Raw genomic sequence first — 24,742 nt, 5'->3', positions numbered from 1 at the left:
CATGATTGTTCGGCATTTCATTCATTGGATCAGGACGGCACCCGCAGGCGAGCGGGCCGAGGCAACACGGGCGCTGGCCCGGGCCTGGCTGATCTCGGACCTTTCTGCAGACGATCGCATCGCCGCCGAAGGCGCGCTTCTGATGCTGCTCGACGATGCCTCGCCGCTGGTGCGGCAGGCGATGGCCGAAGCTTTTGCCCGCAGCCTCGATGCACCGGCCGCAATCGTGCGGGCGCTGTCGGCCGATCAGCCGACGGTCGCGCTGCCGGTGCTCGAACATTCCCCGCTCTTGATCGACGCCGATCTCGTCGACATCGTCGCGACCGGCGGCGAGGAGGTGCAATGCGCAGTCGCCCGCCGCATCGCATTGCCGGTGTCGGTGTGCGCCGCGATCGCCGAAGTCGGCTGCGCAGCTGCCGCGCTGGAGCTGATCGAGAATCCCCATGCCGAGCTCGCCCCGTTCTCCTGGGACCGGATCGTCGAGCGTCACGGTCATCTCGCCGCGATCCGCGAGGCGATGCTGGTGCTGGAGGATCTGCCGGCCGCAACGCGTGCTGCGCTGGTGGCAAAGCTCTCCGAGACGCTGGCGCAATTCGTCGTGGCGCGGAACTGGCTGAGCGCCGACCGCGCCGACCGCATCACCATCGAGGCGCGCGACCGCTCCACCATGAACATCGCGGCGCGCTCGCGCGGCGATGACATGCAGGGCCTGGTCCGGCATTTGCGCGTCACCGGCCAGCTGACCGCGGGCCTGATCCTGCGTGCACTACTGTCCGGCAATCTGGGCTTGTTCGATGCGGCACTCGCCGAGCTCGCCGATCTGCCGCTCGCGCGCGTCTCGGCGCTGCTGCACGAGCGCGGCGGCAACAGCGTGCACGCGCTGCTCCGTCGCGCCGGGCTTCCGGAGGCGACATTTGCGGCGTTCCAGGTCGCGCTCGATGCCTGCCACGAGCAGGGCTTCGTCGATAGCGACGACGGCGCGGTGCGGCTGCGCCGGCGCATGGTCGAGCGCGTGCTCACCCATTGCGAGTCCGATCGCGGCGCCACCGAGCCGCTGATGGTCCTGCTGCGCCGCTTCGCCACCGAATCCGCGCGCGAAGAGGCACGGCTGTTCTGCGACGAGATTGTCGCGGATGATGTGGTCGATCCGGTTTATGACGATCTGATTGCGGCGTAGTTCGAAGCTCGCGATAAGGCGGGCCGGAAGAGACAGGCTCCGTCATTGCGAGCGCAGCGAAGCAATCCAGAATCCCTCCGCGGGGGCAGTCTGGATTGCTTCGCTGCGCTCGCAATGACGAGAGGAGAGAGTTCGGCCTTATTCCGCCGGTGCGATGCTCGGTGCCAGGATCACCTCGAGATGCTCGGGGCGGTCGCGGTTGACGTGGGCAAGATAATCGTCGGCGACCTTGCGCAGGCGGCGGCTGAGCTCGGCCGAGACGCTGATCCTGTCCAGCCTGGTGTTCTCGTGCACGATGGCGAGAATGGCGTTGATGTGGTGCGTGAACAGCTCGGCCGGCACCTTTTCCAGGTCAGGCGCGTGCTCGATGACGCGGCACAGGCTTTCGGCGATGCCTGCGGCTGAAGGAAAGCCGAATGTCGCCGCATCGCCCTTGATGTCATGCGCGGCGTGAAACAGCTCGTCGCGCAGTTTCTTCGTGAAGCCGTCCCTCTGCACGGCAGTCCAGGCGGCGGACAGTCGCTGGACCTCGATCGCCATCCAGTCCTTGAACTCGCCGGAGAGGCGCGCGAGCGCCTGCTCGGCGCGGCCGACCGGGTCGTCCAGGTCTTTTTCTTCGACGCGGCGCAGGACCTTGCGCAGCGGATTGGGCTGCGTGATGACTTGGTGCGTGGCGAAGGCCTTGACCTCGATGTCCTTTGCGCTGTTCTTCGCCATGATGCCTGCCTCGTCTGAAGCGGTTGCGCTAGATGGTGGAGCGGGCCTTGTCGAGCAGCGAGGGCTGCTGCAGCACCTCGTGCTTTTCGCCGACGCGTCGCTCCGGGCCCATATAGGCGGAGTTGGTGTTGCGGCGCCGGTCGGGGCCGAAATAGGTCTTGGTCTTGATGAAGGGGCGGGGATTAGCGACGACGTTGAGGATGCGCTGATAGAGCCCCTTGGCCGAGATCGGCTTGGCCAGAAATTCGGTGACGCCGGCATCGCGCGCGACCGTGACGCGACGTTTCTCCGAATGTCCGGTCAGCATGATGATCGGTGCGTAGGGATTGCCCTTGGATTCCGGCTGCCGGATCATCTGCGCGAGCTCAAGCCCGTCGAAGATCGGCATGGCCCAGTCGGTGATGACGATGTCGGGCACGTAATGGCTGTACATTTCGAGCGCCGTGGCGCCGTCCTCGGCCTCATAGACTTCGCGCGCGCCGAACGAATGCAGCAGCGTCCGCAGGATGCGGCGCATGTGCGGATTGTCGTCGCAGACGAGGAAGCGCAGCTTGTTGAAGTCGATACGGAACATGACGCCCGGGCCAAAAGCGGGTCAACCTTCATTAACCATATCGTGCCGGGAGTTAACGAAGGGTTGCGGCCAGGGGTTGGGCGGCAGAACGCTCAGTAGCCGAACTGCTCCCGCAAGATACGCTCTTCCAGGCTGTGGCCAGGGTCGAACAGCATCCGCATCGAGATGCTCTTGTCCGAAAGCACCTCGACGCGCCGGACCCTGCGCACCTCCTCGTGGTCGGCGACCGCGGCGACGGGGCGCTTGTCGTCTTCCAGCACCTCGATGACGACATAGGCGGTATTGGGCAGGAGGGCGCCGCGCCAGCGCCGCGGCCGGAAGGCGCTGATTGGCGTCAATGCCAGCAGGGCGGCGTTGATTGGGAGGATGGGTCCTTGGGCGGAGAGGTTATAGGCCGTCGAACCTGCCGGCGTCGCGACGATAATGCCATCGGCGATCAGCTCCGGCATGCGTTCGCGCTCGTCGATCAGGATCCGCAAGCGCGCCGCCTGGGAGGTCTGGCGGAACAGGTAGACCTCGTTGATGGCGTGGTGCAGGTGAACGCGGTCGTTGACGTCGGTCGCGCGCATCAGGAGCGGATTGATCTCGGATTCATGCGCCGTCTCGAGCCGTTGGCGCAGATCATGCGTCGAGTACTCGTTCATCAGGAAGCCGACCGTGCCGCGGTGCATGCCGTAGATCGGCTTTCCCGTGCGCATATGGTGGTGCAGCGTCTGCAGCATCAGCCCATCGCCGCCGAGTGCGACGACCACGTCGGCCTCATCGGGATCGCAATTGCCATAGTCCCTGGTCAGCTGGCCAAAGGCGGCTTGCGCCTCGTTGCTCGGGCTGGCGACGAAGGCGATCCGGTCGTATCGCGCAGGCTTGGTCATGGCTTCTCGGCAGGGCCGCTGGGTCGAGGAAGGTTCCGCCGGGCTCGTCTATACGAGGTAGGCCCGTATTGTCGAGGATGACCGCCCACCAAAGCTAACGGGGACGGTCCAACCGGACTTAAGCACAGAACCGGGCAATTTGAACCCGGCCGGCCGCTTCAGGGTTCGCACTGCCAATGATTCCCCAAACCGTCGCAATTTGGCGCTACCTTTCTGAGTCCCGGCGATCACGGCCGGACACGGAGGACGATCATGGTCACGACTTTGCCGGCGCTCCGCCGCGCGGGCCTGGTGTTGGCGGTGTCGGCTTTCGCGTTCGCTGGCTTTGCGTATGCGGATGAACCGCAGCCGCGCTCCGAGGCGGCCGCGCCGGCCGGACAGAAGGGGGGCCGCGGCGGTGGCGCGCAAGGCGCGCCGCAGACGTCGTCGTCCGCGGCCGAGCCGCACCGTCTGCCGCCGGATTCGACCACGAAGCAGACGCTCGATCTGCCCGGCCGGACCCTCAACTTCACGGCCACCGCCGGGTCGATCCGCGTGTTCGATGGCAAAGGCGAGCCGTTGGCCGACATCGCCTATACGTCCTACCAGCTCGACGGTGCCGAGCGCGCCACGCGTCCGGTGACGTTCCTGTTCAACGGCGGGCCCGGTGCGTCCTCCGCCTGGCTTCAGTTCGGCGCGGCCGGGCCGTGGCGGTTGCCGCTCGATGGCGAGGCCCTGTCGCCGTCGGCCTCGCCCGAGGTGAAGCCGAACGCGGAGACCTGGCTCGACTTCACCGATCTCGTCTTCATCGATCCCGTCAGCACCGGCTACAGCCGCTTCGTGGCGAGCGGCGAGGATGCCCGCAAATCGTTCTACTCCGTCGATGGTGACGCCAACTCGATCGCGCTCGTGATCCGCCGCTGGCTCGAAAAGCACGAGCGGCTGACGTCGCCGAAATACGTCGCCGGCGAAAGCTATGGCGGCATTCGCGGCCCCAAGGTCTTGCGCCAGTTGCAGCTCCAGCACGGCGTCGGCGTCAGGGGCTTGATCCTGGTCTCGCCGCTCTTGGATTTCCGCGAGTTCACCGGCACGAGCGTCCTGCAATATGTCGCGACGCTGCCGAGCTACGTGGCAGTGGCGCGCGAAGCCAAACGTCCAGTCAAGCGCGCCGACCTCGCCGACGTCGAGGCTTACGCGCGCGGCGAATTCCTGACCGACCTCGTCAGGGGCGAGGCGGACAAGGAGGCAACGACGCGTCTGGCCGACAAGGTCGCCGAACTGACCGGCATCGACCAAGCGGTGAGCCGCCGCCTCGCCGGCCGCTTCGACGTCGGTGAATTCCGCCGCGAATTCGACCGCAAGAACGGCAAGGTGACCGGACGCTACGATGCCTCGGTGCGCGGCTTCGATCCCTATCCGGATTCGAGCAGCTCGCGCTTCGGCGATCCCTCCGGCGATGCGCTCCAGGCACCGCTGACGAGCGCCGCGGTCGACGTGCTCTCGCGCAAGCTGAACTGGCGGCCCGGCGGCTCATATGAAGTCCTGAACGGTGCCGTCGAAGGTCAATGGGATTTCGGCCGCGGCATCAACCCGCCGCAATCGGTCTCCGATCTGCGCCAGATCCTCGCCACCGATGCGAAGCTGAACGTGCTGGTCACGCACGGCCTGTTCGATCTCGCCACGCCCTATTTCGCAACGAGGCGGGTGCTCGACCAACTGCCGGCCTTCGTGACGCAGCGCGTGAAGTTCGTGGTCTATCCCGGCGGCCACATGTTCTATTCGCGCGACGGATCGCGGCAGGCGTTCCGAAGCGAGGTCGAGGCGCTCATTCGGGAGTAAGCCGGCGCTTGCGCGGCGGATACCGGCGCGCGATCTCGCGTGCGACGACTTTTTTTGGCTTCACGTTCGCGCCGGCAATCCAGATGTCGCTGATCTTGCCGCGCTTGTCACGGATCCGGCGCACCGGCTCGCCGTGGCTGGAATAGCCGGCAGCCCAGGCGAGCTTGCCGGTGTCGCGGCCGGTCACTTCGATTTCGGCGGCATCCATGAACGGGTTGTTGAACTGCGGGTTGGCGACGAGCACGCGGTTGCCGGCGGGGACCAGATCGGTCGCGCCCCAGATCGTCCACCAGCGCCCGGTCCAGTCGCGCACGCGCCGGTCGGGGGCGCCGCGGGTCTGGAAGACGCGCAGGATCTGCATCGCGCCGTCCATCCAGAACGGCGCCGCGCCGTCGATCGAGTTGCTGAGGATGCTGATTGCAAGCTCGCAAGCGGGAATGGAGCAGGTCCGCGAGATATAGCCCTGGAAACCGCCGCCATGGCCGAACCAGTCCCAGCCGTCGGTCTTGCCGGCATTGACCCCCAAGCCGTAATAGGTCTCGACGCTCTGCGGGATGCGCCAATGATTTCGTGTCATCTCACGGCGGCTCGCGACCGACAGCACGCTCTTCTTCGCGTTGGGCGCCAGCTGCGCGAAGAAGCGGGCGGTGTCGGCGGAGGTGGCGACGAAGCCTGCGGCAGATGCCATCGCATGAGCGGGATTGTCGCCGGGGATCACGCAGCGCTCGCCAAACGGCACTCTTCGCGTGTGGCCGCGCGCGAAGGCTGCGCCCTTGGGAAGCGGTGCGTCCGGCTCGGTCTCGCGCAGGCCGGCCGGCGCAATGATCTCGCGCTTGATCCAGACGGAGTAGGGCTCCTTCGCAACAGCCTCGATCACGAGGCCGAGCAGGCCAAAGCCGTGATTGGAATATTTGAAGCGTGTGCCGGGGTCGATCGCGGTCGGCAGCTTCAATTCTTCAAGCAGCTCCTTGGCATCGAGATAGGGGCGGCTGTCGATGAACTGGCCGGAATCGGCGCCGTCGCGCGTCAGCCCCGCGCTGTGCGACAGCACTTGCGCGATGGTCGTCTCGGCGACGCGCGGATCGAGGCCGCCGACATATCGGCCGACATGGTCGTCGAGCCGGAGCTTGCCCTGCTCGCGCAGCTTCATGATGCCGGCCGAGGTGAAGCTCTTGGAGTGCGAGGCGATGCGGAAGCGATGGCGCGGGGTGAGCTTCTCGCCGGTGTCGAGATTGGCGAGGCCGAACGCATGCTCGGCGATGACCTCGCCGCGATGAGCGAAAGCCACGATGACGCCCGGCTGCTGGATCGTCGTCAGCTGGTATTCGATCCAGGAGCCGATGTAGTCGATCGCGGATCGCAGCCACGTGTCCATTGCGCTACCGGTTTGCGAGGGAGGTCGGTGCGAAAGGCTAGCCGAGAAAGCAGAACGGGCACAACCTGAAAGGTTGTGCCCGTTCGCGTCGTTCGAAGATGCGATGCCTTCAGTAGGTGCCTTCAGTAGACGAGCGTCGCGCCGGTCGGCTTGTCGAGCGCTTCGGCCAGCGAGCGATATTCCGAGCTGCCGGTGCCGGCGAGCGAGGCGATCTTGTCGAGGTGGTATTGCGCCTGCTCGCGGTTGCCCTGCTCGAGCTGCCAGAGGCCGTAATATTGCCAGGTGCGGACGTGGTTCGGATCGTCCTTCAGCGCCAGCTCATAATAGGCCTTCGACGACTGGTAGTCGCCGAGCTTGCGATAGGAGTAGCCGATCAGGTTGGCGACGTCGGCGACGTCGTTGCGCTTGAGCGATTTCAGCTGGTCGATCGCGCCCCTGTAATCGTGCTTGTCGTAGATCGCGGCATAGGCGGTGCGGTAGGCCGCGAGGAACTTGGGGTCGCTGACGGAAGAGCTCTTCTTCTTGCCCTTCTTGGTCGAGGTGTCCGATTTCGGCGGCGACGAAGGGTCGTCGCCGCCCGCGGCGTACGCGCTTGACAGCACCGGCGCGGCCGCCAGCGTCACGGCGACGAGTCCCGGCACAACGAGCATTGAGAGTTTGCGCATCTAAGTTCTCCGGTATGGAACGTGGCGATCCTACACGATTGCCCGAAGACCGGAACACCTCTCGGGCAAAAACATTCCCGCGTCGCACGATCTATTCGCCCGGCCGTGGATGACAAACGTGTCATCGAGATGAACGGAAGCCCGCTGAGGGCTTCAGACTGGGTTCAGTGCCCCGCGCCTAGGCTCCTCCCCACGATCGATGGGCGGGCGAGAGGGCGCCGCCTGGATGATCTTCCAAGAGGAGACCACCATGTTGAAGACCATTTCTGCAGCCTTGCTCGCAACCTCCGTGATCGCAGCCCCGGCGTTCGCCGCCGAGGCCGGCAAGACCACCACAGCCGCGCCGGTGATCAAGGCCGACCAGAGCCAGACCAAGGCGGCGACCACTGCCGCAAAACCGGAAGCCGGCGTCAAGGCCGACGCCAAGACCGACGCCAAGACGGACGCGAAGACGACGGACGCGAAGGCTTCCGATGTCAAGACGGACGCCAAGGTGGATGGCAAGTCGAAGGCAATGGACGCCAATGCCGCGGTCACCACCGACCAGCACAAGAGCGTGAGCAAGCATCGCCATCACGATAAGCAGGTCACGGCCAAGGAGTCGCAGAAGGCGCAGCCGGATGTGACCAAGCCCGCGACGTCTGATAAGCGCAACTGACGACTGATCGCGCGCGGCGGCATCCCTGGCATTGCCCGCCGCCGCGCGCGGACGTCAGGCCTGGCCCGTTGCCACACCTCGGGCGGAAGCCCGAGGTGTCGGCGGCTGGCCGGTGCGCTGTTTTAAGCCGCTGCAAGCGAATTCCCTTCATCCAGGCTTGGGGCTAGAACGTCTCCTGATCTGTTCGAGCGGAGAGCGGGGCCTGTGGGGCGATTGGCGAGATGTGCGGTGATCCTGGCGTTGCCGCTGGTGCTTGCGGCGTGTTTCGGCAGCGACAGTGACCGTCCGACTTTCATGGGCGGGACCCAGGCCGGCGGGCCGCAGCCGTTTCCCGACAATTTCCGGAGCGACACGGTGGCGTTGATGCGGGCCTATCTCAACAATCCGGTCGGCGTGCGCAATGCCGCCATGGCCGAGCCGGTGCAGCGCGAGGTCGGCGGCCGGCAGTTCTATGTGAGCTGCCTGCACTTCACCCCGCGCGAGACGGATGGGAGCTACAAGGGCATGCGCGAACGGGCCGTGATCTTCGTCAACGGCCGGGCGGACCGCGTGGTCGACCAGACCAGCGATCTCTGCGCCGGTGCGGTTTACGCACCGTTTCCGGAACTGGAAAAGATGACGCGGTAGCGCAAAGGCAGCCTTCATCGCCCGGTGTTAGACAGAAGGAGCCGGAGCCGCGGGATCACATTTCGGCGAGCTTTGAACGGGGTGGTTTCGACTTGCGACAAATCGTGGCGGCGGCCTTGCGCAGCCGAATTGACGGAACAAATTCGTGTTGTTGCCACGCCGTCACAGTCACGAACGATCAACGTTCCGGCATTGCCGCGAAGCAACCCAATTCACGCCACGTTGTTTCCCGAGTGTCGTAAATGAAAGAACGGGGATGATCATGAAGTCGATCTTGCTGGGTGCAGCAGCTCTGCTGGCGCTGGTTGCGCCGGCCGCAGCGGCCGACATGCAGCCGCGCGCCTACACCAAGGCTCCGGTCACGCCGCCGCAGGTGATCTATAACTGGACCGGTTTCTATATCGGCGGCCATCTCGGCGGCGCGTTTGCCGGCGACAACAGCTTCCAGTCGAGCGACGCGCGTTTCCTGGGCGGCGTGCAGGGCGGCTTCGACTACCAGTTCGCGCCCAACTGGGTGGTGGGTATCGAGGCCCAGTATTCCTGGCTGCCGACCAACAACAATGGCGCCATCTTCCCGCTGGGCACGCAGGTGACATCCAACACCGACCAGATCGGGTCGGTGACCGGTCGCATCGGTTACACCTGGGGACCGACGCTGCTTTACGCCAAGGGCGGTTATGCCTGGCGGAATAACGGCCTTGGCGTGAACATCGCCGGGGTGCCGCAGGCCTTCACCACCACCGGCAACAACAAGGACGGCTATACGGTCGGTGCCGGCCTCGAATACATGTTCGCGCCGAACTGGTCGGCCAAGGCCGAGTATCAATATTACAATTTCGGCAGCACCACCTTCACCTCCGGCCCGGCTGACATCGTCGGCGTTCGTGGCCGGGAGGACGAGCATACCGTCAAGGCCGGGGTGAACTATCGCTTCGGCTGGGGCGGCCCGGCCGCCACGCGGTACTGACGGTCAGCGCCGACCCAAGACCTGAAGATCCAAGACCTGAACATCCAAGACCTGACAAAGGCCGGCTCCGCCGGCCTTTCGTTTGCCGGCCTCCCGCCTCCGGCGCCGTTTTCCCTTCCGTGAACCATCTGGCGCGTCATTTGCTAGCAAACGATGCTGGCGCGCCTTCTCACGCGCGTCATGGGGCTGGCGTAAAGCAAAAATAATTTTTGCGGTTTACGGAACTCGCGCTCCGGAACGCGTTATATGACAATTACCGGGCAGGTGGGACGACGGACATGCGTATCTTGGTGTCGGCAGTAGTGCTCTCGTGCTTCGGCTGCTTGCCGTGCTCTGCACAGACAATCCTCAGATCCGAGCCTCTGATGTTGGCACCGTACGAAGTTGCCTTCGTCAAGGACGCTTCATGTCCGTCGGGCAAGGTCATGAAGGTCACCGGCGCCATCCGCGGGCTGCACCGCCGCAAGGCCTGCGTGACTATGCCGGGCGAGCAGGCCTCGCTTGTGGCGGCCACCCCCTGAGCTTTCGCTCCGGCTCTGTGCCGGAGCTCAGGAATTCAGCTCGAGCTCCATTCTGGACTGCCGATCGGCCTCCGCCTTGTTCTTGGCGGGGTCCTCGCCTTGGGCCGCCTGGCACGGCTCGATCTTGTAATCATTGTCGAGCACCCGGCGCGGTCCCGGCCGCTCGTCGTCCGCCGTGACGTCCACGACGAGACCACTCCGCTCGGCGAGCTTCCAGACGTCGGCCTCGCTCGGATAGGCCTTGCTGATTTGGGCGTCATTGCAGAAGAGGGCGTAGGGCATGCATCCCGACTCCAGGAATGCCCGTTAACGAGCTTACGGGGGGTGGGTTCCGGCCACCCGCCCGATCACGCGCCCGTGATCGTCGCGGACGGCTCGTGAGTCCTTAACGAGTCCTGAATCCCGGAAAAAAGAATCCCTGGGACTCTTCGGCCGGAATCAGCGGATGTTTTCCGCCATGACGAGCGACCTGAACACATCCTGCGGGCACATTCTCCTGCCGCTCACGCTGGCGCTGTTCGGCGCCTGCGCGGCCAATCTCTGGCTGGTCTGGTCGTGGTTGTAGGGTCCTGGCTGTAGGCCCCTGACTCAGCCTTATTTTTCGGCCGGTGGACTGGAAGCGTCGCGGATGGCGGCACGCAATTTGGTCAGGGTCGCCGCACAATATTCCTCACGTTCGCGCTCGAAGCGCTCCTGGTGCTTGCGGAAATTGGCGATGCGGGCCTGCATCTCGGCGCGGAAATCGCCGCTCGTCCGCGGCGGCAGAGGCGCGGGCCGCGGCGGAAGGGGGGCTTGCGGCGGTTCGATCTCGACGGTGACCGCCTCCACGGTGGCGATCTCCATCGCGACGGCCGGGCCAGATGCGGGCGCCTCCGGCTGAAGGACGTCATCCTTCCTGCCGGTCACCGATTGGACGAAGGCCAGTGTCTGCGCGATCAGTGCGTCGCGCTCTCTGATCCATTTCATGATCCACCTCAGCCGCGCGTATTCCAGCAAAGCGGCTGCTTCGAATCAAGGCTGTTTGCAAGGGTTGCATATTTTTCCCGGTAGTCCGAAACTGGGCAGATGGATGCATCGAAAGAAAGACCGAACGAGGCGGAGGGCCTGAGGCTCATCCGCGCGTTCCTGACGCTGCCGCCCGGCAAGCGGGCGGAGGTGATCGCGTTTATCGAGGAATTGGCGCGTGTCCACGGCCGGCCCGAGGAGGGCGCCAAGGCCTCGCCGAGGTGAGCAAGGCCTCGCCGAGGTGAGCGCTATCGCTCGCGCGGCTTGACGTTGGGCTCGAACGGCGCGCCGACCACCCGAACCGGGATCTGAGCTGGCGTGCGCGGAGTGGGGTCGATCACGGCTCGATCGGCGACCAGCTTATCGGGCGCCCGCCCCGGCGCCGGCTCGAACAGCGCCAACGTCCCAGCCACGGCGCTACAGCACAGCGTCACCGTCGCCAGCAGAATCATGTTTCGATTTTCTTCCTGGATCCGCATGCGCCGACAACGGCTGACGCGGGAGCCGGTTCCGGGCCGGCGTTTCTCGATGCGAAAACGGGGGCTTTAGATCGCGCCTAGTGCGACAGCACAAGGCCGAGCGCAAGCACGAATAGCATGGCCGTCGTGACGACGGCCGTCACCGCGCCGGCGACGATCTTGGCCTTCTCTTTGGGCGTGGTGGAGCGCATGGTCTCGACGAGACGAATGACGTGCGTAGGTTCGCTGCCAATTTCGAACAGTTCGGCCGGATCGTATAGTGTACCCGCGCCGCAAAAGGCTCGCCCAATGACCGCCGATCGTCCCCCCGTGCTTGCGCACGAACGCTTCGTTGCCGACCGTGACAATTTCTCAGGCCTCGATCTCGCCGCGCGGTTCGCGCGGATCGAGCGGACCAACCTCTGGGGCGCGGCCACTTCGGTGTCCGGCCTCGGCTCGGAGGATGTCGCCACAGCCGCGATCCAGGAGGCGCTGCCTGCATTGCTGCAACGGCTCGGCGCGCGCTCGCTGCTCGATGCGCCCTGCGGCGATGCCGGTTGGATCGGCCGGCTCGAGCTCGATATCGATTACACCGGCATCGACATCGTACCGTCGCTGATCGAGGCAAACCGCCGGCGTGTCGCAGCCGACGGTTTGTCCGGTCGGTTTCTCGTTGCCGACATCACGCGCGATGCGCTGCCGCACGCCGACGTCATTCTCTGCCGGGATTGCCTGGTGCATCTGAGCTTTGCGAACATCTATCGCGCGCTCGCGCAATTTCGGATGAGCGGCGCGCGCTTCCTGCTCGTCACGACCTTTCCGGAGTGGCAAGACAATCACGATTGCGAGGATGGCGACTGGCGCGCGCTCAACATGGAGAAGGCACCGTTTCACTGGCCGGCACCGCAGGCGCTGATCAACGAGCGTTGCGAGGAGGGCAATGGCGGCTGGCGCGACAAGAGCCTCGGCCTCTGGCGGACGGATGGATTGCCGGAGAACAGTTGCGCGTCAGAAGCTGGTGCCGGCTGAGGGGATTGAACCCCCGACCTTCGGTTTACAAAACCGCTGCTCTACCGCTGAGCTAAGCCGGCGATGCCTCAAGAGGCAGGGGCAGAGCTCGGCTCGCGCCGGGGCCGTCCACCCGTGCGCGCCGCAATACCAGACTTGATCGGAAAGTGCCAGAACCGGGAGGTCGTCGTCGCAGGACGTGAATCGGGCGGCCGCGCGGGCCGCCCGATGTGTTGCGTTCGGCTCAAGCCGGCTTACTGGCAGAGCTGCCGGCGGCCGTCCGCGCCCTTGAACCAGGTGCCGGGCGTACAGACGAAGCCGTTGCGCTGGGCATAGGTGCGCCTGTCCCAGTTACGATTGTCCCAGCCGCGGTCCCACGAATTGTCGTAGGCGTAGGAATTGTCCCAGCCGCGGAATGGTGCGGTGGCAATCGCGCCGGCGGTGCCGATCGCGGCGCCCGCGACGCCGGCCGCCGTCCCGACGGCGCCCGCCGCAACGTCGGTTGGCCAGAAGCCGGTGGGGCTCCTGTTCCAGTCGTTATTCCAGTCGCGGTTGGTCTGGCGATAGGCCGCGCGGCGATGGCGATAACCGCTCTCTGTGGTGGCCTGTCCCGGTCCGAAGGTCTGGCAATTGGCGTTTGGGAATTGCGCCGAGCAGCGGCCCTGATTGGTGACGACGGTCTGCGCCATGGCAGAGCCTGCCAGCATGGTCGCTGCGATCGCCGTGGCCCCGAGAAGCTTGATGGTCATGGTTGTTCGCTCCCATTTTGTGGACAGGAGCTAAACGCTGACGGCGCAGGACGTTCCGATGCAACCTTGGGATTTTTCGGATGCGAGCCGTCAAACCGATGTGAGCAGATGCGTTGTTCCAGTCGCGCGGTTCCGCGCCGTTAACGCTTCGCTAGCTCGCCGTGCAGCATTTGAGCGGCGCGCAATCCTTGCACGTTAGGCTTACCGGAATTTGGTGAGTAGGCCTTAACTCTCTCTGCGTCGCGATCGGTTAGGTTGCGCCCGGATAACCGGGGTCTCCTCATGCGTGCCGTGGCGCTCGCCGCCTTTCTGATCGGACTGCCTGCGACGGCGTTGGCCGGCGGTTTCGAGATCGTCGTTCCTGGCCGTCCCGGCGTGCCTGTAATCATCAACAACATCGATGCGTCCTATGCCGTCGTCGAGGGCACCTGGGGCCTCGGCAAGGGCCAGCAGGTGCAGCCCACGATCTATGGCGGACGCTATATCGCCGAGCGGCAGCCCGACGACGTCGGCCATTATTATCCGACGCTGGGCCTGCGGCCGGGCTACGGCCGGCTCGAGGTCGAGCCGCCGGCGAACCGCAAATTGCCCAAGCCCCCCGAGAGCTACCACCAGAGCTGGGGCGCCTCGTCCGCGCCGCTGCCGGCGCAGATGGATCCGCCCGTCGATCCGCCGCCGGTGATCTACGCGCCCGAGATCAACGACCGTCCTCGGCCGCCTCGGCCGCGGCCGCGCACAGAGATACCCGGCAGGCCGCCGGGTTGAGAAACGTGAAAACCAAAAACGGAAATCAACAGGAGAGAGTAATGCGTCAGATGATTTCGGGACTGGTCGCGGCAACTGCCGTGATGTTCGCCGCCACCGCGCCTGCCGCGGCCTGCGGCTTCACCACATGCGCGCCGGTGGCGCCGGTCTATACCGGCTGCAACACCGGATGCGGCGGATATGGTTACGGTTACGGCTACGGCTACGGCTACGGTGCCTATGAGCGTCTCGCCGAGCCGACCACGCAGTATTACTACGTCAACCAGGGGCCGACCTATACCGGTCCGGGCGCCTTCGCGCCGTATCCAACCTATCGCGAGGACGCGGTCGTCGCGCCCGCCAATTACGGCTATGGCTATGGCTATCGTGCCGCTGCGGTCGCGCCGCCGGCCGCTTATCCCTATCGCCGCCCGTACTTCCGCCCCTATCGCTACGGCTACGGCCCGCGCTACGGCTATCTGCCGCGCGTGCACTACGGCCCCCGCTACGGCTACGCCCGCCGCGCCGCGCCGTACTATTACGGCGGTCACCGCGTGCTGCGCCGCTACTACTGATCTCTGATCCGTTACGTGAAGAGACGCCCGTTCGCGTGATGCGGACGGGCGTTTTGCTTTTCTTCAAAACAACCCCATGCACAGTAGCCGGCAACTGTGAAATCAAGGACTTGAAGCGCAATGTGCCCGAGATGAGCGAGCATCGCTCATTAGCTCGTTGTTCGAGCTCCAGATTTCGGAAAAACAGAGATTTCGAATTGATCCGTCGGGCAAAACAGGCCTAGTATGGCATCGTCCGGATATGCGGGGTGCCCAAAGCGCTAGCGCTTCATCAGCCCCAGCCGGCTCGCGCCGACATAGAGCGAGAGTACGGCCGCATTCGAGACGTTGAGGCTCTTGATCTCGCCGGGCATGTCGAGCCGCGCCACGACGCTGCAGGTCTCGCGCGTCAATTGCCGCAAGCCTTTGCCTTCGGCGCCGAGCACCAGCGCGAGCGGCTCGCGCAGTGTGACGTTCGAGAGGTCCTCGGTACCTTCGCTGTCGAGACCGACGGTCTGGAAGCCGCGCTCCTTCAAGGCCGTTAAGGCGCGGGCGAGGTTTTGCACCGTGACGACAGGCACAAGCTCCAGCGCGCCGGAGGCGGCCTTGGCGAGCACGCCCGTCGCCTCGGGGCTGTGACGCGCGGTGGTCACGATCGCCTTCACCGCGAAGGCCGCTGCAGAGCGCAGAATGGCGCCGACATTGTGCGGATCGGTGATCTGGTCGAGCACCAGCACCATGCCTTCCTGCTTGAGCGTCTCGATGTCCGGCGAGGGCAGGGGATCGGCCTCGGCGAGCAGGCCCTGATGCACGGCGTCGGGCGAGAGCAGGCGGTCGATCTCCTGGGGACGGACGATCTCGGGCGCGATGCGGGTCGCGATGTTTTCGTCCGCCAGCCGCCGCGCGGCGTTCTCGGTTAGCGTCAGCTTGTGGATCCGCCGCTGCGGGTTGGCGAGGGCCATGGTGACGGTGTGCCAGCCATAGAGAATGACGGGCCCGTCGGGGTGCGAATCGCGTTCGCGCCAAGCCGGCCGGCCGGTCGATTTCCCTGGTTTGTTGAAGGGCTTAGCCCCCCTGCGGGGGCCCCTCGGGGCGAATTTTTTGTCCTTCATGGGCTCGCTTGTGTCACGGGGGCCCCAATATGGCAATTTGAGTGGCTTCGAGGGCGATTTTAGCTGCTTGCCTTGGTTGACTTTGCCCCACCGCTTCGCCCATAAACGCGCCCGGTCGCGCCCCGATACGGGTTGCCGCGGCCTTCACGTTCCATGGCCGTCTTCGGTCCGCCGGCAAGGTCCGGCCCGATTGTGCTGCCGTCGAGCGGGGGAGTGTCCCGAGTGGCAAAGGGAGCTGACTGTAAATCAGCCGCCTCATGGCTTCGCAGGTTCGAGTCCTGCCTCCCCCACCAGCCTTCGCCCCCCCCCCCCCCCCCCCCCCCCCCCCCCCCCCCCCCCCCCCCCCCCCCCCCCCCCCCCCCCCCCCCCCCCCCCCCCCCCCCCCCCCCCCCCCCCCCCCCCCCCCCCCCCCCCCCCCCCCCCCCCCCCCCCCCCCCCCCCCCCCCCCCCCCCCCCCCCCCCCCCCCCCCCCCCCCCCCCCCCCCCCCCCCCCCCCCCCCCCCCCCCCCCCCCCCCCCCCCCCCCCCCCCCCCCCCCCCCCCCCCCCCCCCCCCCCCCCCCCCCCCCCCCCCCCCCCCCCCCCCCCCCCCCCCCCCCCCCCCCCCCCCCCCCCCCCCCCCCCCCCCCCCCCCCCCCCCCCCCCCCCCCCCCCCCCCCCCCCCCCCCGCTTCGGCTCGGCAAGCCAGCAATAGGTGCTCGTGGCGCGAAGTGAGCGAAGGCTGTCGCGCCGTAGCCCGCAGGGCGTAGGCGGACTGGCTCCGAGCGTGGGTCACTTATCGCTTTGCGAGCTTCGGCTCGGCAAGCCAGCAATAGGTGCTCGTGGCGCGAAGTGAGCGAAGGCTGTCGCGCCGTAGCCCGCAGGGCTTAGGCGGACCGAGACGGTCTCAAAAGCACGCTACCCCATCATCTCCCGCACCATCGGCACCACCTTCCGCCCGTAGAGCTCGATGCTCCGCATCAGCTTCTCGTGCGGCAATGGCCCCGCCGAATACTTCAACTGAAACCGCGAAAGCCCGAGCGCCTTTGCGGTCTTCGCGATCTTGCGCGCCACCGTTTCCGGCGCGCCGACATAGAGCGAGCCGTGCTCGGCCTCATGGACGAACTCGTCGCGTCCCATCGGCGGCCAGCCGCGCTCCTTGCCGATGCGGTCGCGCATCGCCTTGTAATCGGGCCACAGCTCCTCGCGCGCCTGCGCATCCGTCTCGGCGACGTAGCCCGGCGAATGCACGCCGATCGGCTGCGCGGGGCGGCCGAACTCCTTGAACGCGCGGTGATAGAGCTCGACGTAGGGCGCAAAGCGCGCGGGATCGCCGCCGATGATCGCGAGCATCAGCGGCAGATCGTAATGCGCGGCGCGCACCACCGATTGCGGACTGCCGCCGACGCCGATCCAGGTTTTCAATATGCCGTTCTCTACCGGCGGATAGACCAGCTGATCCCGCAGCGGCGGACGCAGCTTACCTTGCCAGGTGACAGGCTGCTGCGACAAGAGCGCAACGAACAGATCGAGCTTCTCCTCGAACAGCTCTTCATATTTGCGCAGGTCGAAGCCGAACAGCGGGAAGGATTCGGTGAACGAGCCGCGGCCGAGGATCACCTCGGCGCGACCGTTGGAAAGCGCATCCAGCGTGGCAAAGCGCTGGAATACGCGGATGGGATCGTCCGAAGACAGCACCGTCACGGCCGAGCCGAGATGGATGCGCTTGGTGCGCGATGCGATCGCGGCCAGCACGGTCTCCGGCGAGGAGATCGCGAAATCGGCGCGGTGATGCTCGCCGAGACCGATGAAATCGAGACCGAGCTCGTCCGCCAGCACCGCTTCGTCGACGACGTTGCGGATCACCTGCGCATGCGGAATCATGTCGCCGGACGCATCTCTTGTGACGTCGCCAAAGGTATCCAGTCCGAATTCGAGCGGTGCGGTCATCGATCAGGTCTCTGTGGAGGAATGATGAGACTTAATGGACGACGGCCAGCCCACAAGGTGGCTTTCGGAAATGCTTGGTTTCCGTTTGTGAATGCTACCGCGCGATCCGCACCACCATCTTGCCGAGCGCAGCGCGCGCCTGCATCGTCTTGAACGCCTCGCGAAAATCCGCCAGCGCGAAGATCTGGCCGACCACCGGCTTCAGCTTGCCGTCGGCGAGCCAGCCCGTCAGCTCCGACATCAGGCGCTTCTGCACGTCGGGCTCGCGCACGGGAATCTGCGCGAGATCGACACCGAGCAGAGCGCCGCCTTTCAGAAGCGGCAGATTGAACGGCAGCGCGGGAATAGCGCCGGCGGCAAAGCCGACCACGAGATGGCGTCCGCGCCAGGCGATGGATCGAAATGCCTGCACCGAGATTTCGCCGCCAACGGGATCGAAGATCACGTCCGCGCCATGTCCTGCCGTCAACTCCTTGAGCGTGTCGCGCCAGCCGGCCTGCGTATAGTCGATCACCGCATCGGCGCCATGCGCCTGCGCAAACTCGCGCTTCTCCGGTGTTGATGCAGCCGCGATGACGCGAGCGCCGAGCAGCTTTCCGATCTGGACGGCCGCAATCCCAGTGCCGCCGGCGGCACCCAGCACGAGAAGCTGCTCGCCTGCGGCCAGCGAAGCGCGCGCGCCCAGCGCATAAAGGGCCGTCAGGTAATTGGCGCGAAACGAGGCGGCGACCTCGGCTGCGACGCCGTCCGGCAGGGGATGGACCGCTTCAGACCTAACGACGATCTCCTCGGCAAGCGCGCCCGAGCGCGTCATCCCCATCACGCGCATGCCGGGCTGGTAACCGCCGGATGCGCCGGGCGCGTCCGTCACCACGCCTGCGAACTCCGTGCCGGGAATGAAGGGCAGGGGGTCCTTGGTCTGGTAGCGTCCCTCGATCTTCAAGCCGTCGACGAAGCCGATCCCGGCAGCTTCCACGCGGATGCGCAACTGGCCCGGCTCGATGGGCGGGGCCGGAACGTCCTTCAATTCGATCTGATCGATGGGGGCGTATTGCTCGACGACAACGGCTTTCATGTCGGACCTCTGCTGTTCCAGTCATCCTGACAGGTGCCGCGACCAGCCTCTTGCGTCTACCGCCACATCCCCCGCATTCGCGCCCCGATGTCGATCTTCGGCCCCTGCGCCGCGCTGCGCGCGGCGCCGCTTGCTGCCTTCGGCCAGGCGGTGCGCTCGAACAGGTAGACCAATTGCTCCGGGATGAAGCGGGTGCGCGAGGCGTAGACGTGGCGGTCGCCCCTGGCGGCCTGGCCGTGGACGAAGAAGCGCTGCGGCACGACGAGGTGGAGATCGTCCTTGGCGCGGGTCATCGCGACATAGAGCAGGCGGCGCTCCTCCTCGAGCTCGGCGCTGGTCCCGGCGCCGAGATCGGACGGCATGCAGCCGTCGACGACGTTGAGCACGAACACCGATTTCCACTCCTGGCCCTTGGCGGAGTGGATGGTGGAGAGGATCAGGTAATCCTCGTCGAGCAAGGGTGGACCTGATTTGTCGCTGGTCGCATCCGGCGGATCGAGCGTGAGCTCGGTCAAAAATTTCTCGCGGCTGGCATAGCCGCTCGCGATCTGCTCGAGCTGCATCAGATCGGCGCGGCGCGTCTCGGCATCCTCGTGCATGCGATCGAGATGCGGCTCGTACCAGAGCCGCACCCGTTCGAGATCGACGGGCCATTCCGAATAGCGCAAGTTTTCCACCGTGCGGACGAAACAGGTCCAGTCCTGGCCCGTGCGCGCCGGACCCGGCAGCCGCCCGAGCGCGGCGAGCGGGTCGGTGCTCTCCGCCATCTTGTCCAGCACGCGCTGTGCGGTCGCAGGCCCGATACCGGGCAGCAGGTGCAGGATGCGAAAGCCGGCGACGCGGTCGCGCGGATTCTCGGCGAAGCGCAACACGGCCAGCACGTCCTTGACATGCGCGGCATCCAGGAATTTCAGGCCGCCGAACTTGACGAAGGGGATGTTGCGGCGGGTCAGCTCGATCTCCAGCGGGCCCGAATGCGAGGACGTGCGGAACAGCACCGCCTGGTGCTTGAGCAGCGCGCCTTGCTCGCGGTTCGCCAGCACCGCCTCGACGATGTAGCGCGCCTGGTCGGCCTCGTCGTGCACGGTGACGAGCTGCGGCTTCTGACCTGAGGTGCGGTCGGTCCAGAGGTTCTTGGTGAAGCGCTCGCGGGCGAGGCCGATCACGCCGTTCGCCGCCGACAGCACCGCCTGCGTCGAGCGGTAATTGCGGTCGAGCGTGATCATCTCCGCGCGCGGCGAGAAGCTCTGCGGAAAGTCCAGGATGTTGCGCACGGTGGCGGCGCGAAACGAATAGATCGACTGCGCGTCGTCGCCGACCACGGTGAGGCCGCGGCCGTCGGGCTTAAGCGCCAGCAGGATCGAGGATTGCAGACGGTTGGTGTCCTGATATTCGTCGACCAGCACGTGGTCGAAGCGGCCGCCGATCTCCTCGGCGATCAGCGCATCGCTCATCATCTGCGACCAGTACAGCAGTAAATCGTCGTAATCGAGCACGTGCTGGGCCTGCTTGGCCTCGACATAGGCGGCGAACAGACCCTTCAGCTCGGCGGCCCAGCCCGCGCACCAGGGAAAATGCTGGGCGAGCACCTTCTCGATCTCGATCTCCGCATTGACGCAGCGGGAATAGATCGACAGGCAGGTGCCCTTGGCCGGAAAGCGGCTCTCGGTCTTCGACAGGCCGCGCTCGTGCCGGACCAGGTTCATCAGGTCGGCAGAATCCTCGCGGTCATGGATGGTGAAGGCGGGATCGACGCCGATCCGCTCGGCATATTCGCGCAACAGCCGCGCGCCGATGCCGTGGAAGGTGCCGGCCCAGGTCAGCGCATCGCGCATGATTGCGGCGTTGTTCTCGCCCAGCACCTTGCGCGCGATGCGCTCGACCCTTCCGGCCATCTCCGCCGCCGCGCGTCGGGAGAACGTCATCAGCAGGATGCGGCGGGGATCGGCGCCTGCGACGATCAGATGCGCGACGCGGTGGGCGAGCGTGTTGGTCTTGCCGGAGCCGGCACCGGCGATGACGAGCAGGGGGCCGCCCACGATGGCCCCTTCGGCCACGCCATGCTCGACGGCGCGGCGCTGCTCCGCATTGAGCGTGTCCAGATATGTCGCCACGAATCGCCCCGGTGAAAGGATCAGACTCGGCGATCCCGGCGCGAATCGCAATGCGGCTGGACGGAACTGGAATTAGGATTTAGGGGAAGACAGCCCTTTGGTTCCAGGACCCCATGGCGAGATGACCGAGCTCAAGCCCGAACAATTCGAGATGCGGCGGCTGGAGTCGCTCAGCAACACCATTTTCGGCGTCGCCATGACGCTGCTGGCCTACGATCTGCCGAAGGCGGCAGTGTTCAGTGGCGCGCCCGACTGGAACGATCTCGCCCGGGTGTATTCCGGCAAGCTTGCCGGCTTCGCGCTCAGCTTCATCATCGCGGGGGTGTTCTGGATCAGCCATCACCGCCGGCTGGCACGTCAGCCCGTCGGCAGCCGCGGCATGGTGGTCCTCAACCTTTTCTTCCTGCTCTCGATCGTGCTGCTGCCGGTCACCAACGGGCTCTACACCAACTACGCCATGAGCAGCGCGGTGGCGGTGCTCTACGGTCTTCACCTGACCACGATCGGCGGCCTCAATGCCTTGCTGTGGTGGACCATCCTGCGCGGCTGGGGCCGCGAGATCATGGCTTCGCTGTTTCCGGTCGCCGTGTTCATCCCGGGCACCATCGTTGCGGCGTTTGCGCCGCATATCGCGCCCTACGTCTGGTGTTTTGCCTTTGGCGGGCTCCTGATCCAGCGCTTCTACGTCGCGCCGAACCCATCGGCCGGCACGTAAAGCTTGACCGGACGGATCTCGTACACCGCCGTCGGATTGACCGCACGCAGCTTCCGCGCCGCTTCGATCGCCTCCTCCTCGGTGGCGCATTGCATCAAGTGGAAGCCGAGAAGCTGCTCCTTGGTCTCGGCAAACGGCCCGTCCAGCACCATTCCCGCGCCGGGACCCCGCAAGGTGCGGGCCTTCCGGGTCTCATCCAGCCGGGCCGCCGGACCAAACTGCCCGCTGGCCCGCAGCGGCGCCTGAACCTCGATGACCTTGGCGACGACCGCGGCATCCTGCTCCGGCGTCCAGGACAGGACCTCGTCTTCCACGTGATAGGCCAGGATGGCGTACAGCATCGTCACCTCGTTCTTTTCTGCTTTTGTTTCTGCGCAAGTCCTGAGGACGTGGCACGGCAGCCCGTGCCGACACTTCCGAAGCAAAATATTGCGTGGCCGGCAAGCGGCGAAACCGTGCTGAAACCCGATTGCGTCCTCGCCCATGTGAACGCCGCCGGAACTGGTCGCGACTGATGGACCATAAACAACAAGTTCTTTGCTGGAGGCGGCAATGTCGGGTCATACCATTAAGATCATCTGCGACGCGCGGCGGGCAGGGCAGTCGGAGCCGGCCGATCTGCACGACCAGGCCGGCCATCACCGCTATTACGGCAGCTCGGCTGAGAACGGCGGTGAGCGGATCGTCGAAAGCCGGCGCGGCAAACGGCGGCGCGTGTTCAACTTCTTCGGCTTCTGAAGCCTTGCGGCGAGGCCGGCGTTCGAAATGGACGTTCTGCAAATCTCGATCGCGGCGATGCCGTTCCTGCTCGCGCTGATGAGCCGGACTTCCAAGGCCATCGTCCCGTGCCTTCTGACGAGCCTGTTCACGGTGCTGCCCGGCGAGGAGCCGCACCGCGCGGTGGTGGCCTGGTGCGTCGGCATGCTGATCGCCGCCGTCGCACTGCGCGAGCGGCTTCGCGCTGGCTGACGCAGCGTTCGTCGTTGCCCGCTCAAGACCTGCTTGACCAAGGGCTCGCGCAGCATCTCGCCGCCGTCGGCCGCGCGTCGCTACCCCAGGATCATAATGCATGTGCGATCTACCGCAAGTTGGTGCTTGCACGCCGGCTGCCAGCAATCACTGCCCCGCTCGTTCCGCGAGCCATACCGGACTTTCACCGATGTGATTCCTGCACGGGCAGTGGTAGTTTGCCCAGCAGTCCCGCCGCGGGGGCGGAAGACGTGACTTGCCGATCTCGAGCTCGCGGGCCGACGGGATGTCGCTTGCATCGGGTGACGAGACGGGCGTCTCAACCCATGGAATGCGCGAGACTGCAACCGCTCGACCGCAGCAGCGAGCCGCCATTTCGGGACATGGTGCATGGTCAACGCAGGTGACGAGGACGCCGAGCGCAGCCGCGCCATCGCGCCGATGGCGGCGAAGCCTGGTCTGACCGACATCGATACGCTTGCGGCCATTGCCGAGTACGTCAGCAAGTACAGCGTGACCCGGCCGCCACCGCCGTTACGTCTGGAGCGCCGGCGGTCCTCCGGCGCCGACGAGCTGGACACGGTGATCGAGGCCTTCAACGCCATGTGCGCGAACCTCCAGCAGGCCTATGGCGAGCTGCGCGAGGCCAATGCCAATCTCGAGCGCGAGCTCGCCATCCGCCGGCGCGCCGAAGCGGAAGCGCGGGCGAGCGAAGAGCGTTTCCGCGACTATGCCGAGACCGCGTCCGACTGGTTCTGGGAGACCGGGCCGGACCATCGCTTCACCTACCTCTCTGACCGGGTGATTGCCTTCGGCATGGATCCAAAAGTGCGGATCGGCACGCGTCGCATCGATACCGCGCTCGATCGCGATACCGAGGCCGAGAAATGGCGCGCGCATCTGGCGGCGCTGGACCGTCACGAGCCGTTCCGCAAATTCGAATATCGCGGACGCGACACGCGGGGGCGGATGCATCATTTCAGCGTCAACGGCAAGCCGGTTTTCGACGCGGATGGACGCTTCCTGGGCTACCGCGGCTCCGCGACAGACCTCACCGCGCAGCACGAGACCGAGGAGCGGCTGCGTCAATCCCAGAAGATGGACGCGATCGGCCAGCTCACCGGCGGCGTGGCGCACGATTTCAACAACGTGCTCACGGTCATCACCGGCACGATCGAGATCATCCAGGAGGGGCTTGCGGACAAGCCCGAGCTGGCCGCGATCGCGCAATTGATCGATGATGCGGCCGCGCGCGGGGCGGAGATCACCTCGCAACTCCTGACCTTCGCGCGCCGCCAGCCGCTGGAGCCGCGCGAGATCGACGTCAACGCGCTCGTGGTCGAGACCGCGAAGCTGCTGAGGCCGATGCTCGGCGAGCAAATCGAGATCGAGACGCGGCTCGCCGACGAGGCCTGGTCCGCGATGGTGGATCCGTCACAGCTGTCCTCCGCGATCGTCAACCTCGCCGTCAATGCGCGCGACGCGATGCCGGGCGGCGGCAAGCTCATCCTCGAGACAGGAAACCGCGAGTTCGACGGCACCGGGACCGCCGGCGAGGGCGTGCGCGGCGCCTTCGTGATGGTTGCAGTCGGCGACACCGGTCACGGCATTCCGGCCGATATCCGCGATCGCGTATTCGAGCCGTTCTTCACCACCAAGGGGGTCGGCCGCGGCACCGGTTTGGGGCTGAGCATGGTCTACGGCTTTGCCCGCCAGAGCGGCGGCGCCGTCGCGATCGAAAGCGAGGAGGGGCGCGGCACCGTGATGCGGCTGTTCCTGCCGCGGGCAAAGGGCGAGGCGGTGGCCAGGACGGCGCCGGTTCAAGCGCCCGCCACGGCGCGCGGGCGGGAGACGATACTCGTGGTGGAGGACGATCCGCTGGTCCAGGGCTATGTCATCGCGCAACTCGGCGGCCTCGGGTACCGCACGCTCGCCGCGAGCGACGGCGCGTCCGCGCTGACGCTGGTCGACCAGGGTGCCCGATTCGATCTGCTGTTCACGGACATCATCATGCCCGGCGGCATGAACGGGCATGAATTGGCCGAAGCCGTCAGGCTCCGCCGGCCGGGCGTGAGGGTGCTCTACACCTCCGGCTATACCGACAACACCATCGTCCACGACGGACATCTCGATCCCGGCGTGGCGCTGCTGTTCAAGCCATACCGCAAGGCGGAGCTGTCGCAGAAGATTCGCGAGGTGCTTGCCGGCGGGCCCCCCGTCTGAGCCGCGCCGACAGACGAAAAAGGCGCGGCGGGGAGGCCCCGTCGCGCCCGATTTCTTGCTCGCTGGTCCAGGGCTGAGAGCGCCCCGATGCCAAGCCCTACTCAAAGCCTAGCGGGCG

27 protein-coding genes, 2 tRNA genes and 1 pseudogene are annotated in these 24,742 nt (G+C 66.0%); 15 read left to right on the top strand and 15 right to left on the bottom strand.

Annotated elements, in window-relative coordinates:
* Position 1 precedes the first annotated feature (1 nt).
* Positions 2-1,177, top strand: coding sequence for a DUF2336 domain-containing protein (locus ACM43_RS28510; protein WP_271544645.1), 1,176 nt, complete (start codon positions 2-4; stop codon positions 1,175-1,177).
* A gap of 138 nt (positions 1,178-1,315) precedes the next feature.
* On the opposite strand, the gene ACM43_RS28505 is transcribed toward ACM43_RS28510, so the two are convergent.
* From ACM43_RS28505 to ACM43_RS28495, 3 genes are all read right to left on the bottom strand, one after another.
* Positions 1,316-1,894, bottom strand: coding sequence for an Hpt domain-containing protein (locus ACM43_RS28505; protein WP_271544643.1), 579 nt, complete (start codon positions 1,892-1,894; stop codon positions 1,316-1,318).
* 28 nt (positions 1,895-1,922) lie between these two features.
* The gene (locus tag ACM43_RS28500; protein WP_011088265.1) at positions 1,923-2,468 is read right to left on the bottom strand and encodes a response regulator; all 546 of its coding nucleotides are present in this window, start codon (positions 2,466-2,468) and stop codon (positions 1,923-1,925) included.
* Positions 2,469-2,560: 92 nt separating this feature from the next.
* Complete coding sequence (locus ACM43_RS28495) at positions 2,561-3,340, bottom strand: NAD kinase (RefSeq protein WP_036010536.1); 780 nt, start codon at positions 3,338-3,340, stop codon at positions 2,561-2,563.
* A gap of 252 nt (positions 3,341-3,592) precedes the next feature.
* On the opposite strand from ACM43_RS28495, the gene ACM43_RS28490 reads away from it, so the two are divergent.
* Positions 3,593-5,158: a S10 family peptidase gene (locus ACM43_RS28490; protein WP_271544638.1), complete on the top strand. Its 1,566-nt coding sequence runs from the start codon at positions 3,593-3,595 to the stop codon at positions 5,156-5,158.
* Here ACM43_RS28490 and ACM43_RS28485 read toward each other — a convergent pair.
* Together ACM43_RS28485 and ACM43_RS28480 are read right to left on the bottom strand one after the other, a co-directional pair.
* A complete protein-coding gene (locus ACM43_RS28485; protein ID WP_271544636.1) occupies positions 5,145-6,533 on the bottom strand; it encodes a serine hydrolase domain-containing protein in 1,389 nt (462 codons plus the stop codon). The genes ACM43_RS28490 and ACM43_RS28485 overlap by 14 nt on opposite strands.
* A 122-nt stretch (positions 6,534-6,655) precedes the next feature.
* Positions 6,656-7,198, bottom strand: a complete 543-nt coding sequence (locus tag ACM43_RS28480; protein ID WP_157280611.1) for a tetratricopeptide repeat protein — start codon at positions 7,196-7,198, stop codon at positions 6,656-6,658.
* A 250-nt stretch (positions 7,199-7,448) separates the two neighbouring features.
* Here ACM43_RS28480 and ACM43_RS28475 point away from each other — a divergent pair, with 250 nt between their 5' ends.
* From ACM43_RS28475 to ACM43_RS38665, 4 genes are all read left to right on the top strand, one after another.
* Positions 7,449-7,856, top strand: coding sequence for a His-rich protein BRANT (locus tag ACM43_RS28475; protein WP_271544634.1), 408 nt, complete (start codon positions 7,449-7,451; stop codon positions 7,854-7,856).
* 231 nt (positions 7,857-8,087) lie between these two features.
* Positions 8,088-8,483: a hypothetical protein gene (locus tag ACM43_RS28470; protein WP_271545094.1), complete on the top strand. Its 396-nt coding sequence runs from the start codon at positions 8,088-8,090 to the stop codon at positions 8,481-8,483.
* Positions 8,484-8,745: 262 nt separating this feature from the next.
* Positions 8,746-9,450, top strand: a complete 705-nt coding sequence (locus ACM43_RS28465; RefSeq protein ID WP_271544632.1) for an outer membrane protein — start codon at positions 8,746-8,748, stop codon at positions 9,448-9,450.
* A 278-nt stretch (positions 9,451-9,728) separates the two neighbouring features.
* Positions 9,729-9,971, top strand: coding sequence for a DUF6719 family protein (locus tag ACM43_RS38665; RefSeq protein WP_157280607.1), 243 nt, complete (start codon positions 9,729-9,731; stop codon positions 9,969-9,971).
* A gap of 27 nt (positions 9,972-9,998) precedes the next feature.
* On the opposite strand, the gene ACM43_RS28455 is transcribed toward ACM43_RS38665, so the two are convergent.
* Both ACM43_RS28455 and ACM43_RS28450 read right to left on the bottom strand, forming a co-directional pair.
* Positions 9,999-10,253, bottom strand: a complete 255-nt coding sequence (locus tag ACM43_RS28455; protein ID WP_036027710.1) for a hypothetical protein — start codon at positions 10,251-10,253, stop codon at positions 9,999-10,001.
* Between the two features lie 312 nt (positions 10,254-10,565).
* Positions 10,566-10,937 carry a hypothetical protein gene (locus ACM43_RS28450; RefSeq protein WP_271544626.1) on the bottom strand — a complete coding sequence of 124 codons (372 nt, stop codon included), beginning with the start codon at positions 10,935-10,937 and terminating at the stop codon, positions 10,566-10,568.
* A gap of 99 nt (positions 10,938-11,036) precedes the next feature.
* Here ACM43_RS28450 and ACM43_RS28445 point away from each other — a divergent pair, with 99 nt between their 5' ends.
* On the top strand, positions 11,037-11,201 hold the full coding sequence (locus tag ACM43_RS28445) for a hypothetical protein (RefSeq protein WP_198399595.1): 165 nt from the start codon (positions 11,037-11,039) through the stop codon (positions 11,199-11,201).
* 23 nt (positions 11,202-11,224) lie between these two features.
* Here the strand turns inward: ACM43_RS28445 and ACM43_RS28440 are convergent, their stop codons facing one another.
* A complete protein-coding gene (locus ACM43_RS28440; protein ID WP_157280605.1) occupies positions 11,225-11,428 on the bottom strand; it encodes a hypothetical protein in 204 nt (67 codons plus the stop codon).
* 315 nt (positions 11,429-11,743) lie between these two features.
* Between ACM43_RS28440 and ACM43_RS28435 the strand changes: the two genes are divergently transcribed.
* Positions 11,744-12,463 carry a class I SAM-dependent methyltransferase gene (locus ACM43_RS28435; protein WP_271544623.1) on the top strand — a complete coding sequence of 240 codons (720 nt, stop codon included), beginning with the start codon at positions 11,744-11,746 and terminating at the stop codon, positions 12,461-12,463.
* Here the strand turns inward: ACM43_RS28435 and ACM43_RS28430 are convergent.
* Together ACM43_RS28430 and ACM43_RS28425 are read right to left on the bottom strand one after the other, a co-directional pair.
* Positions 12,451-12,525: transfer RNA gene (locus ACM43_RS28430), tRNA-Thr, on the bottom strand. The genes ACM43_RS28435 and ACM43_RS28430 overlap by 13 nt on opposite strands.
* A 171-nt stretch (positions 12,526-12,696) precedes the next feature.
* Positions 12,697-13,191, bottom strand: a complete 495-nt coding sequence (locus ACM43_RS28425) for a hypothetical protein (protein WP_271544621.1) — start codon at positions 13,189-13,191, stop codon at positions 12,697-12,699.
* A 282-nt stretch (positions 13,192-13,473) separates the two neighbouring features.
* Here ACM43_RS28425 and ACM43_RS28420 point away from each other — a divergent pair, with 282 nt between their 5' ends.
* Together ACM43_RS28420 and ACM43_RS28415 are read left to right on the top strand one after the other, a co-directional pair.
* Complete coding sequence (locus ACM43_RS28420; RefSeq protein ID WP_271544619.1) at positions 13,474-13,956, top strand: hypothetical protein; 483 nt, start codon at positions 13,474-13,476, stop codon at positions 13,954-13,956.
* Positions 13,957-13,997: 41 nt separating this feature from the next.
* The gene (locus ACM43_RS28415) at positions 13,998-14,510 is read left to right on the top strand and encodes a hypothetical protein (RefSeq protein WP_271544617.1); all 513 of its coding nucleotides are present in this window, start codon (positions 13,998-14,000) and stop codon (positions 14,508-14,510) included.
* A 260-nt stretch (positions 14,511-14,770) separates the two neighbouring features.
* On the opposite strand, the gene rlmB is transcribed toward ACM43_RS28415, so the two are convergent.
* Entirely contained in the window at positions 14,771-15,601 is an 831-nt protein-coding gene (rlmB, locus tag ACM43_RS28410; protein WP_271544615.1) for a 23S rRNA (guanosine(2251)-2'-O)-methyltransferase RlmB, read from the bottom strand.
* Between the two features lie 207 nt (positions 15,602-15,808).
* On the opposite strand from rlmB, the gene ACM43_RS28405 reads away from it, so the two are divergent.
* Positions 15,809-15,894, top strand: a tRNA-Tyr gene (locus ACM43_RS28405).
* A 602-nt stretch (positions 15,895-16,496) separates the two neighbouring features.
* Here ACM43_RS28405 and ACM43_RS28400 read toward each other — a convergent pair.
* From ACM43_RS28400 to ACM43_RS28390, 3 genes are all read right to left on the bottom strand, one after another.
* The gene (locus ACM43_RS28400; RefSeq protein ID WP_271544613.1) at positions 16,497-17,528 is read right to left on the bottom strand and encodes an LLM class flavin-dependent oxidoreductase; all 1,032 of its coding nucleotides are present in this window, start codon (positions 17,526-17,528) and stop codon (positions 16,497-16,499) included.
* A 94-nt stretch (positions 17,529-17,622) separates the two neighbouring features.
* Positions 17,623-18,603 (bottom strand): NADPH:quinone oxidoreductase family protein, encoded by a 981-nt coding sequence (locus tag ACM43_RS28395; RefSeq protein ID WP_271544611.1) that lies wholly within the window; start codon positions 18,601-18,603, stop codon positions 17,623-17,625.
* Between the two features lie 56 nt (positions 18,604-18,659).
* Positions 18,660-20,717 carry an ATP-dependent helicase gene (locus ACM43_RS28390; protein ID WP_271544609.1) on the bottom strand — a complete coding sequence of 686 codons (2,058 nt, stop codon included), beginning with the start codon at positions 20,715-20,717 and terminating at the stop codon, positions 18,660-18,662.
* Positions 20,718-20,838: 121 nt separating this feature from the next.
* Between ACM43_RS28390 and ACM43_RS28385 the strand changes: the two genes are divergently transcribed.
* Complete coding sequence (locus ACM43_RS28385) at positions 20,839-21,432, top strand: TMEM175 family protein (RefSeq protein WP_157280883.1); 594 nt, start codon at positions 20,839-20,841, stop codon at positions 21,430-21,432.
* On the opposite strand, the gene ACM43_RS28380 is transcribed toward ACM43_RS28385, so the two are convergent.
* Positions 21,399-21,773 carry a YciI family protein gene (locus tag ACM43_RS28380; RefSeq protein WP_036027698.1) on the bottom strand — a complete coding sequence of 125 codons (375 nt, stop codon included), beginning with the start codon at positions 21,771-21,773 and terminating at the stop codon, positions 21,399-21,401. The two genes, ACM43_RS28385 and ACM43_RS28380, sit on opposite strands and share 34 nt — an antisense overlap.
* 211 nt (positions 21,774-21,984) lie before the next feature.
* On the opposite strand from ACM43_RS28380, the gene ACM43_RS28375 reads away from it, so the two are divergent.
* From ACM43_RS28375 to ACM43_RS28365, 3 genes and pseudogenes are all read left to right on the top strand, one after another.
* Complete coding sequence (locus ACM43_RS28375; RefSeq protein WP_157280597.1) at positions 21,985-22,170, top strand: hypothetical protein; 186 nt, start codon at positions 21,985-21,987, stop codon at positions 22,168-22,170.
* A gap of 27 nt (positions 22,171-22,197) precedes the next feature.
* Positions 22,198-22,401 (top strand): hypothetical protein, encoded by a 204-nt coding sequence (locus ACM43_RS28370; RefSeq protein WP_271544604.1) that lies wholly within the window; start codon positions 22,198-22,200, stop codon positions 22,399-22,401.
* Positions 22,402-22,878: 477 nt separating this feature from the next.
* Positions 22,879-24,624, top strand: a pseudogene (locus ACM43_RS28365) (ATP-binding protein); the annotation flags it as partial.
* Between the last annotated feature and the right edge of the window lie 118 nt (positions 24,625-24,742).

This window comes from Bradyrhizobium sp. CCBAU 45321 (genome assembly GCF_028128975.1).
Classification (GTDB): Bacteria; Pseudomonadota; Alphaproteobacteria; order Rhizobiales; family Xanthobacteraceae; genus Bradyrhizobium; species Bradyrhizobium yuanmingense.
Note: the sequence above shows the minus strand (reverse complement) of the source record. Positions and strands in the feature narration are given on the sequence as shown.